Source organism: Zestomonas carbonaria (assembly GCF_904061905.1).
In the GTDB taxonomy this organism is placed as follows: domain Bacteria; phylum Pseudomonadota; class Gammaproteobacteria; order Pseudomonadales; family Pseudomonadaceae; genus Aquipseudomonas; species Aquipseudomonas carbonaria.
In genome coordinates this window covers 21,711-31,726 of record NZ_CAJFCI010000055.1, presented here as the reverse complement: position 1 = coordinate 31,726, position 10,016 = coordinate 21,711, and the positions used below count along the sequence as shown (strand labels likewise).

General features: G+C 64.8%; 8 protein-coding genes. 3 read left to right on the top strand and 5 right to left on the bottom strand.

From position 1 onward, the window contains the following. Window positions 1-34: 34 nt before the first annotated feature. From pcsA to PSEWESI4_RS13985, 5 genes are all read right to left on the bottom strand, one after another. Window positions 35-745, bottom strand: a complete 711-nt coding sequence (gene pcsA, locus PSEWESI4_RS14005) for a phosphatidylcholine synthase (RefSeq protein WP_187671828.1) — start codon at window positions 743-745, stop codon at window positions 35-37. Between the two features lie 255 nt (window positions 746-1,000). Then, the gene (locus tag PSEWESI4_RS14000) at window positions 1,001-1,762 is read right to left on the bottom strand and encodes an amino acid ABC transporter ATP-binding protein (protein WP_187671827.1); all 762 of its coding nucleotides are present in this window, start codon (window positions 1,760-1,762) and stop codon (window positions 1,001-1,003) included. Between the two features lie 9 nt (window positions 1,763-1,771). Continuing rightward, window positions 1,772-2,869: an amino acid ABC transporter permease gene (locus PSEWESI4_RS13995; protein ID WP_187671826.1), complete on the bottom strand. Its 1,098-nt coding sequence runs from the start codon at window positions 2,867-2,869 to the stop codon at window positions 1,772-1,774. Between the two features lie 10 nt (window positions 2,870-2,879). Next, window positions 2,880-4,064 carry an amino acid ABC transporter permease gene (locus tag PSEWESI4_RS13990; RefSeq protein WP_187671825.1) on the bottom strand — a complete coding sequence of 395 codons (1,185 nt, stop codon included), beginning with the start codon at window positions 4,062-4,064 and terminating at the stop codon, window positions 2,880-2,882. A 97-nt stretch (window positions 4,065-4,161) separates the two neighbouring features. Continuing rightward, a complete protein-coding gene (locus PSEWESI4_RS13985) occupies window positions 4,162-5,190 on the bottom strand; it encodes an amino acid ABC transporter substrate-binding protein (protein ID WP_187671824.1) in 1,029 nt (342 codons plus the stop codon). 411 nt (window positions 5,191-5,601) lie between these two features. On the opposite strand from PSEWESI4_RS13985, the gene PSEWESI4_RS13980 reads away from it, so the two are divergent. The 3 genes from PSEWESI4_RS13980 (at window position 5,602) to PSEWESI4_RS13970 (ending at window position 9,897) form a co-directional block, all read left to right on the top strand. Beyond that, window positions 5,602-6,258, top strand: coding sequence for an alpha/beta hydrolase (locus PSEWESI4_RS13980; RefSeq protein WP_187671823.1), 657 nt, complete (start codon window positions 5,602-5,604; stop codon window positions 6,256-6,258). 30 nt (window positions 6,259-6,288) lie between these two features. After that, entirely contained in the window at window positions 6,289-8,193 is a 1,905-nt protein-coding gene (locus PSEWESI4_RS13975; RefSeq protein WP_187671822.1) for an acyl-CoA synthetase, read from the top strand. Between the two features lie 765 nt (window positions 8,194-8,958). Further along, on the top strand, window positions 8,959-9,897 hold the full coding sequence (locus tag PSEWESI4_RS13970) for a GGDEF domain-containing protein (RefSeq protein WP_187671821.1): 939 nt from the start codon (window positions 8,959-8,961) through the stop codon (window positions 9,895-9,897). Window positions 9,898-10,016 lie beyond the last annotated feature (119 nt).

Genomic DNA, 10,016 nt, shown 5'->3' with positions numbered 1-10,016 from the left:
CTGCCCCCCGCTGCACACGGCGCCCCCACAAGACCTACGCCCACCACTCCCGCGCCGTGCGCCACAGGCACACGCCGAGAAAATAGGCCGAGGCCAGCAACCAGGGCACCAGCAACCCGAGCGGCTGCCGTGGGTAGAGGACGATCAACCCGGCGCAGCAAAGCATCCAGACGATGGTCACGGCGATATTCAGCGGCATGAACTGGCGCACCCGGAAAGGGTGCAGGAACTTCATCCTGGTCACCGTCAGCGCCGCGAGGGCGACGATGCCGAGCAGCGTGGTCCAGGGCGAGAACTCCAGCAGGAAGAGGTACGCCGCCACCACGTTCCAGGCCGCCGGGAAGCCGACGAAGTAGTTGTCGTGGCTCTTCATGTTGACGTTGCAGAAGCAGAACAGCGACGACACCAGGATCAGCCCCACCACCGGCAGCGCGCTGTATTCCGGCAGCGGCACGAAGCGATAGACGAAGATCGCCGGGATGAACACGTAGGTGAGGTAGTCGATCACCAGGTCGAGGGTGGTGCCGTCGAATTGCGGCAGCACCTCCTTGACCTCGAACTTGCGCGCCAGGGTGCCGTCCAGGCCGTCGACCACCAGCGCCACGCCGAGCCACAACAGGCAGGCTTGCGGACGCCCCTCGAGCACAGCCAGCAAGGCCAGCAGGGCAAGGATCGCCCCGCTGGCAGTGATCGCGTGGACGCTCCAGGCCTTGGCCTTGCTGAAAGGGGTGAGTGTGGCGCTCAAGGTGACTCCCGCTCGTGGTCCCGATATCCAGTAAAGACCAGTTCGGGCACCCAGGCGTTCATCCAGCGCATCCGCAAGCGTGAATCCACCGGCTGAAACCCGCCCATGAAAAAGGGAGCCCGTGGGCTCCCTTACGCATATTCCACCCGCAGGAGCGGGCCATGCCCACGGGCAGAGCCCGCTCCTGCAATTAACTCCCGGCCTCAGTGCTGTTTTTCTGGATCCCCGCGAACGCGGGGATCCAGTAAAGCAGGATCAGTGCAGGATCTGCCCGAGGAACAGCTTGGTGCGCTCGTTCTGCGGGTTGTCGAAGAACGTGTTGGGTTCGTTCTGCTCCACGATCTCCCCCTTGTCCATGAAGATCACCCGGTTCGCCACGGTACGGGCGAAGCCCATCTCGTGGGTCACGCAGAGCATGGTCATGCCGTCCTGGGCCAGGCCGATCATGGTATCCAGCACTTCCTTGACCATTTCCGGGTCGAGTGCCGAGGTCGGCTCGTCGAACAGCATGATCTTCGGCTTCATGCACAGCGCTCGGGCGATCGCCACGCGCTGCTGCTGGCCACCGGAGAGCTGGCCCGGGTACTTGAGCGCCTGCTCGGGGATGCGCACCCGCTCCAGGTAGTGCATGGCGACTTCTTCCGCCTGGCGCTTGGGCATCTTGCGCACCCACATCGGCGCCAGCGTGCAGTTTTGCAGCACGGTCAGGTGCGGGAACAGGTTGAAGTGCTGGAACACCATGCCGACCTCGCTGCGGATCGCCTCGATGTGCTTGAGGTCGTTGGTCAGCTCGGTGCCGTCGACGATGATGCGCCCCTGCTGGTGCTCTTCCAGGCGGTTGATGCAGCGGATGGTGGTCGACTTGCCGGAACCGGACGGCCCGCACAGCACGATACGCTCGCCCTGCTGGACGTTCAGATTGATGTCCTTGAGCACGTGGAACTGGCCGTACCACTTGTTCACGCCCTGCAACTGGATGATCGGCTCGGCGCTGGTTTGCTTGCTTGCTTCAGTCATGACGAACTCCTAACGCTTGTGGCCTGTGTCCAGCTTGCGCTCCAGGCGCATCGAGTAGCGGGACATGCCGAAACAGAAAACCCAGTAGATCAACGCGGCGAACACGTAGCCCTCTGTGGACATGCCCAGCCAGCGCGGGTCGGTGGTCGCCTGCTTGATGCTGTTGAGCAGGTCGAACAGACCGATGATGATCACCAGGCTGGTGTCCTTGAACAGGGCGATGAAGGTGTTGACGATGCCCGGGATCACCATTTTCAGCGCCTGCGGCAGGATCACCAGGCCCATGCTGCGCCAGTAGCCCAGGCCCATGGCGGAAGCGGCCTCGTACTGGCCCTTGGGAATCGCCTGCAGGCCACCGCGCACCACTTCGGCGATGTAGGCGGCCTCGAAGAAGATCACCATGATCAGCGCCCGCAGCAGCTTGTCCAGGCCCATGCCTTCGGGCAGGAACAGCGGCAGCATCACCGAGGACATGAACAGCACGGTGATCAGCGGAACACCGCGCCAGAACTCGATGAAGGTGACGCAGATGACCTTGATCGCCGGCATGTCCGAACGCCGTCCGAGCGCCAGCAGGATGCCCAGCGGCAGCGCACCGGTGATGCCCACGTAGCCGATCACCAGGGTCAGCATCAGGCCACCCCAGCGGCTGGTCGGCACGGTGTCCAGGCCGGGACCGCCGTGCAGCAGCCAGAAGGCCACCAGCGGGAACACCACCAGGAAGCCGATGCCGTACCAGGCCTTGTGCGGCATCTTCGGCAGGAACAGCGGCGCCGCGCCGATGATCGCCACCCAGACGGTGAGATCGACGCGCCAGCGCTGTTCTTCCGGATAGAAGCCGTACATGAACTGGCCGAAGCGTTCCTTGATGAACACCCAGCAGGCGCCCTCGCCGCTGCAATCGGTACGGGAGGTGCCGATCCAGTCGGCCTTGAGGAAGGCCCAGTTGATGAGCGGCGGCACGATCAGCCAGATCAGGTACAGCGCCAGCAGTGTGAGCACCACGTGCAACGGGCTGGCGAACAGGTTGTCGCGCAGCCAGGCCACGGGACCGACGACAGTGCGCGGTGGCGGCTGGTCGGGTTTGAAGGTATGAGTCGTTGTCATGCGCGTTCCCCTACCGCTCGACCAGCGCAATGCGCTTGTTGTACCAGTTCATCAGGATCGAGATGCTGATGCTGATGGCCAGGTACACGCTCATGGTGATCGCCATCACTTCGATGGCCTGGCCGGTCTGGTTGAGCACCGTGCCGGCGAACAGCGACACCATGTCCGGGTAGCCGATGCCGGCGGCCAGAGAGGAGTTCTTGGTCAGGTTCAGGTACTGGCTGGTCAGCGGCGGAATGATGACCCGCAGAGCCTGCGGGACGATCACCAGGCGCAGGATCTTGCCGGCCGGCAGGCCCAGCGAGCGCGCCGCTTCGGTCTGCCCGTGGCTGACCGACTGGATGCCGGAGCGCACGGTCTCGCCGATGAACGCCGCGGTGTAGATCGACAGCGCCAGCATCAGCGCCACCAGTTCGGGGATGATCACCCAGCCGCCGCGGAAGTTGAAGCCGGCCAGTTGCGGCACGTCCCAGTGGAAGGGCGAGCCCATCGTCAGGATGCTCAGGCCGGGCAGGACCACCAGCAGCGCCAGCGAGGTCACCAGCACCGGGAAGCGTTCGCCGGTGGCTTCGCGGCGCGCCTTGGCCCAGCGGTAGACCACCACGATGCCGGCGATCGCCGCCAGCAGCGCGACCAGGAACGGCCACAGGCCCTCGGCCTGGGTCGGCGACGGCATGTACAGCCCGCGGCTGTTGATGAAGAAGGTGTCCCACAGGCCAATGCTCTGCCTCGGGCCGGGCATGGTCAGCATCACCGCGAAGTACCAGAAGAAGATCTGCAGCAGCGGCGGGATGTTGCGGAACACCTCGATGTAGACCGTGGCGAGCTGGCGGATCAGCCAGTTTTGCGAAAGCCGCGCCACGCCGAGGATGAAGCCGAGGATGGTGGCCAGGATGATGCCGATCACCGAGACCAGCAGCGTATTGAGCAGGCCGATGACGAAGACCCGGCCGTAGGTGTCGCTCTCGCTGTAGTCGATCAGGTGCTGGGAGATCCCGAAGCCAGCGCTGTTATCGAGGAACCCGAAGCCGGAGACGATGCCCCGTCGCTCGAGGTTTACCTGGGTGTTGTGGAAAAGGAACCAGCCGAACGCCACGACGGCAGCGACGGCAATGATCTGGAAAGCCCATGCGCGTACCTTCGGATCGGTCCAGACCGACCCCCGGGATCGCGGGGCATTGGCAGTCGTTTGCATGTGTACCCTCTGGAAACCCGGTGACGGTCACGGCCGCCACCAGGCTCGAATTGCAGGAACTCCGCGCGCCGCTCGCAGGCGGCGCGCGGAGGGCAGGTCAACGCACCGGCGGCGCGTACTGCAGACCACCCGTGTTCCACAGGGCATTCAGGCCACGCTCGATCTTCAGCTCGCTGCCGGCACCGACGTTGCGATCGAAGATTTCGGCGTAGTTACCTACTTGCTTGACGATCTGCACCGCCCAGTCCTTCGGCAGCTTCAGATCCTTGCCGAAATCGCCTTCCGCACCGAGCAGGCGGGCGACGTCCGGGTTCTTGGTGGTTTTCGCGGTTTCTTCCACGTTCTTCGAGTCGATGCCCAGTTCCTCGGCATTGATCATCGCGAACAGGCTCCAGCGCACGATGTCGAACCACTCCTCGTCACCCTGGCGTACGGCCGGGCCGAGCGGCTCCTTGGAGATCACTTCCGGCAGGACCACGTAGTCGTCCGGCGCGGCCAGCTTGATGCGCTGGGCGTAGAGTTGCGACTGGTCGGAAGTCAGCACGTCGCAGCGGCCGGCTTCCAGCGACTTGGCGCTCTCGTCGGAGGTGTCGTAGGTGATGGGGGTGTACTTCAGGGAGTTGGCGCGGAAGTAGTCGGACAGGTTCAGCTCGGTGGTGGTGCCGGCCTGGATGCACACGGTGGCGCCGTCCAGTTCCTTGGCGCTGGAAACGCCGAGCTTCTTGTTCACCAGGAAGCCCTGGCCGTCGTAGTAGGTCACGCCAGTGAAGTTCAGGCCCATCGCCGCATCGCGCGAGCTGGTCCAGGTGGTGTTGCGCGACAGGATGTCGACCTCGCCGGATTGCAGCGCGGTGAAACGCTCCTTGGCGGTCAGCGGGCTGTACTTGACCTTGGTCGCATCGCCGAAAACAGCGGCTGCAACGGCCCGGCAGATATCCACGTCGATCCCAAGGTAGTTACCCTTGGCATCGGCATAGGAAAAGCCCGGCAAACCATCGCTGATACCACATTGCACAAAGCCCTTCTTCTTCACCGCATCCAGGGTGGCGCCTGCCTGGGCAAAGCTGCTGACGCCGAGAACGGTCGCGGCGGTCAGTACAGCCAGGGTGGATTTCACCATCTTCATTACAACCTCCAGTTGCTGTTTTTTTATGGAGACTCGGGTCCTAACGCCGCACCTTCGTGGGGCATGCTCGGCCTCGACGCAGCAGCGCAGGAACCGGGCGGTGTACAGACCTGAGGATCAAGCCTAGTTGGCGATAAGCCAGCAGGCCAAAAAACGCCTCCCCCCATTGGTCGAACGGGCGGGAAACGATCACCCCTCCGGCGCGTGCGCACAAAAGCTGTTACTCCCCGAGGTGCGCACACGCCGGACTCGGGGTAAAAGCAAAGGCCGTACCAGCACAGTCTTTTCGTAGGCTTTCGAGCGGGTCAAGAGCGAAACTTGTACCCTTGCGACAACTTGTTCACGGATCAGCCACAACGACAAAACGCCTCGGTCCCATTCCGGGGCGCGCGCACCGAATTGGAGCCTGCCATGAGTGATACCTTGATACTTCAGCCCACACTCGCCACGGACGCCAGCGTCATCTGGCTGCATGGCCTGGGCGCCGACCGCTACGACTTCCTGCCGGTCGCCGAGGCGCTGCAGGAGCGCCTGTACACCACCCGCTTCGTCCTGCCGCAGGCGCCGACCCGCCCGGTGACCATCAATGGCGGCTACGCCATGCCGAGCTGGTACGACATCCTCGCCATGAGCCCGGCACGCGCCATCGACCAGGCGCAACTGGAGAAGTCGGCGCAGAAGGTGATCGGCCTGGTCGAGGCCGAACGCGACAGCGGCGTCGACCCTTCGCGCATCTTCCTCGCCGGTTTCTCCCAGGGCGGCGCGGTGGTCCTGCACACCGCCCTGCTGCGCTGGCAGGGGCCGCTCGGCGGCGTGCTGGCGCTGTCCACCTACGCACCGACCTTCCGGGAAGGACTGTCATTTATCGATAACAAAAAAGAACTTCCGGTTTACTGTTTGCATGGCACATTCGACGACGTGGTGCCGCCCGCCCTGGGCCGTGCCGCCTACGACTGCCTGATCGCCCAGGGTGTCCCGGCGACCTGGCAGGAGTACCCGATGGCCCACGAGGTGCTGCCCGAACAGGTGCGCGACATCGGCGCCTGGCTGGTTGCGCGTCTGGGTTGAGCCAACTCTGAAGAAGGGCCTTTCGCGATCATGGACCAGACTGCCATCCCCGCCATCGCCTCGCTGCGCGATACCGAATCGATCGAACGCATCGCCCTGCGGGACCGCGACATGCCGGCCAGCACCTACGAGTTGCTGGGCCGCAGCGCTGAACGCCACGCGGACAAGACCGCGCTGACCTTCCTGTTGCAGGGCAATGCCGAAGAAGAGCCCTACCGGCTGAGCTACGCCGAGCTGTTCGCCAAGGTCACCCAGACCGCCAACGCCTTCCACGCCCTCGGCGTGCGGCCGGGCAAGGCGGTGTCGTTCCTGCTGCCGAACCTGCCGCACACCCACTTCACCCTCTGGGGCGGCGAGGCGGCGGGGATCGTCAACGCCATCAACCCGCTGCTCGACGCCGAGCACATCGCCGAGCTGGTGCACGCCTCCGACTCCAAGGTGCTGGTGACCCTGGCGCCCTTCCCCGGCACCGACCTGTGGGACAAGGTGGAAAGCCTGCGCGGCCAGTTGCCGGAGCTGAACGCGGTGATCGTCGTCGACCTGGCCAACTACCTGCCCGAGCCGCAGCGCAGCGCCCTCAAGGCCCAGCGCGGGCCGCTGCCGGAAGGCGTGCTGGACTTCGACGAACTGATCGCCCGCTACCCGGCCGACCGCCTGGAAAGCGGCCGGGTCATCGCCCCCGAGGACGTCGCCTCCTACTTCCATACCGGCGGCACCACCGGCACGCCCAAGCTGGCGCCGCACAGCCACCGCAATGAAGTGGCAATGGCGATGATCCTCGCCTACGCGATCAGCCTCAGCGAGCGCGACACCACCCTCTGCGGCCTGCCGCTGTTCCACGTCAACGGCGTGATGGTCACCGGCCTGGCGCCGTTCTTCGTCGGCGCCGAAGCGCTGCTGGCCACCCCGCAGGGCTACCGCAACACCAGCCTGATCCAGAACTTCTGGAAGATCATCGAGCGCTACAAGGTGAGCTTCTTCAGCGGCGTGCCGACCATCTACGCCGGCCTGTTGCAGGTGCCCAGCGAGGGCCATGACCTGTCCAGCCTGCGCTACGCGCTGTGCGGCGCGGCGCCGATGCCGGTGGAGCTGATCCGCCAGTTCGAGAGCAAGACCGGGCTGAAGATCATCGAGGGCTACGGCCTCACCGAAGGCACCTGCGGCAGTTGCGGCAACCCGCCGGCCGGCGAGCGGCGCCCCGGCTCGATCGGCATCCGCATGCCCTACTGCGAGGTGAAGATCGCCGTGCTCGACGACAACGGCCAGTACCTGCGCGACGCGGCGGTCAACGAGATCGGCAACGTGGTGCTGCGCGGCATCACCGTGTTCAAGGGCTACCTGCAAGCCAGCAAGAACAAGGACATCTGGGTCGACGGCGACTGGTTCAACACCGGCGACCTCGGCCGCATGGACGCCGACGGCTACATCTGGCTGACCGGGCGCAGCAAGGACCTGATCATCCGTGGCGGCCACAACATCGACCCGCAGATGATCGAGGAGGCGCTGCACCGGCACCCGGCGGTGGCCATGGCGGCGGCGGTCGGCAAGCCCGACGAGAAGGCCGGCGAGCTGCCGGTGGTCTACGTGCAGCTCAAGCCCGGCGCGGTGTCCAGCGAAGAGGAACTGATCGCCCATGCCGCCGCCCACGTCGCCGAACCGCCGGCGGTGCCCAAGGACGTGTGGATCATCGACGCCATCCCGGTCACCGCGGTGGGCAAGACCTTCAAGCCGGCGCTGCGCTACGACGCCATCCGCCGCGTCTTCGAGAGTCGCCTGGCGGCCATCGACCCGGCGATCCGCGTCGAGGTGGTCGCCGACGACCGCTACGGTCAGCTCGCCCGCATCCTGGTCCCAGGCCTCACCGCCGAACGCCAGGCACAGGTCGAACGCGCCCTCTCCGGCTTCGCGGTACGCAGCGAACTCGTCGCCGCCTGACAGCCCCCGTAGGGTGGATATCGCCTTTTACATCCACCGGCCTTCCCCGTGGAAAACGCTTCGCGGTTTTCCACCCTACGAACGCAACCTCGATGTCGGCCTGTAGGAGCGCGCCATGCGCGCGATGGGCGGCATCGCGCCCACGTTGCTCATTGGTTCCCCGCTCCACCGGCCTCTCCCGTGGAAAACGCTTCGCGGTTTTCCACCCTACGAACGCAACTTCGATGTCGGCCTGTAGGAGCGCGCCATGCGCGCGATGGGCGGCATCGCGCCCACGCTGCTCATTGGTTCCCCGCGTGCGCGGGGGATGACGCTTGGGTGCCGGCGCTCCAGCAGCAGGGTGGATGTCGCCTCTCACATCCACCGGCCTTCCCCGTGGAAAACGCTTCGCGGTTTTCCACCCTACGAACGCAACTTCGATGCCAGCCTGTAGGAGCGCGCCATGCGCGCGATGGGCGACATCGCGCCCACGCTGCTCATTGGTTCCCCGCGTGCGCGGGGGATGACGGTTGCGTGCCGGCGCTCCAGCAGCAGGGTGGATGTCGCCTCTCACATCCACCGGCCTTCCCCGTGGAAAACGCTTCGCGGTTTTCCACCCTACGGTCCGCTGTCCTGTGGGTATGACCGCTGGTCGCCTTTCATTCAAATGAGGGATTGCTTCGCCTGTGGTGGCCTAATACTGTCAGGTCTGGTACGCCTGAAAACGACAGGGAACGTTCGTGATGCCCTGGCTACCCTGCAACAGCCCATGAGATCGCCACAGCCATGAAAACCATGCACTGGCAGGAAGATCCGCAGCAGTTACGCCATCTGCGCCTGTTCAACAAGGTGACCGTTGGCATCCTCTCGCAGCTACTCAAGGAGTTTCGTGCCTGCGAGCTGGACAACGGCGAAGTGCTGCTCTCTCCCTTCAACCGCAACCAGTACCTCTACCTGCTGCTCTCCGGCGAACTCAAGGTCTACCTGGGTTCCCTGGACAACCAGCCAGTGACCACCCTGGAACCGGGCGACTGTGCCGGCGAGATCAGCTTCATCGACAACGACTACCCCTCCGCCTACGTGGTCGCCACCCAGCCGTCCACCACGCTGCGCCTGCACCGCGAGGCACTGGTGACGCTGTTCAACCAGTCCCCGCAGGTGGTGCAGAACCTCCTGGAACTGCTCTGCGAGCGGGTCCGCCAGGGCAACCGGATCATTCTCGACAGCGAGCAGAACGCCAACGTCGACACCCTCACCGGCAGCTTCAACCGCCGCTGGCTGGAGCATGTGTTCGAGCGCGAGAACACCCGCTGCGCCTTCAACGGCCAGCCGATGAGCCTGCTCATGCTGGATGTCGACCACTTCAAGCCCTACAACGACCAGCACGGCCACCTGGCCGGCGACTATGCCCTGTGCATGGTCGCCCATACCCTGCGCACCCAGTTGCGGCCGAAGGACAGCCTGGTGCGTTTCGGCGGCGAGGAGTTCGTCATCCTCCTGCCGGAAATCGCCGACGACGAGGCACGCACCATCGGTGAACGGCTGCGCCATAGCCTGGAGCAGATCACCAACTTCTATTCGCCGGTCGGCGTCCTGCCTGGCGTCACGGTATCCATCGGCCTCACCCAGAACCACCCGAAGGACAGCCTGCAAAGCCTGATCGCCCGCGCCGACCGTGCCCTGTACCAGGCCAAGCAGAAGGGACGCAACTGCCTCTGCGGTTGATGGCCGCAATCGCGCGCATGGCGCGCTCCTACGGAAAACGTCGGCTCAGCGTAGGGTGGATGTCGCCTTTCACATCCACCGGCTTTTCCCGTGGAAAACGCTTCGCGGTTTTCCACCCT

Bases quoted from the DNA above. Each gene is read 5' to 3' on its own strand.
- PSEWESI4_RS13975 (WP_187671822.1), top strand. From the start codon at position 6,289: ATGGACCAGACTGCCATCCCCGCCATCGCCTCGCTGCGCGATACCGAA.
- PSEWESI4_RS13990 (WP_187671825.1), bottom strand. From the start codon at position 4,064: ATGCAAACGACTGCCAATGCCCCGCGATCCCGGGGGTCGGTCTGGACC.
- PSEWESI4_RS13970 (WP_187671821.1), top strand. From the start codon at position 8,959: ATGAAAACCATGCACTGGCAGGAAGATCCGCAGCAGTTACGCCATCTG.
- PSEWESI4_RS13985 (WP_187671824.1), bottom strand. From the start codon at position 5,190: ATGAAGATGGTGAAATCCACCCTGGCTGTACTGACCGCCGCGACCGTT.
- PSEWESI4_RS14000 (WP_187671827.1), bottom strand. From the start codon at position 1,762: ATGACTGAAGCAAGCAAGCAAACCAGCGCCGAGCCGATCATCCAGTTG.
- PSEWESI4_RS13995 (WP_187671826.1), bottom strand. From the start codon at position 2,869: ATGACAACGACTCATACCTTCAAACCCGACCAGCCGCCACCGCGCACT.
- PSEWESI4_RS13980 (WP_187671823.1), top strand. From the start codon at position 5,602: ATGAGTGATACCTTGATACTTCAGCCCACACTCGCCACGGACGCCAGC.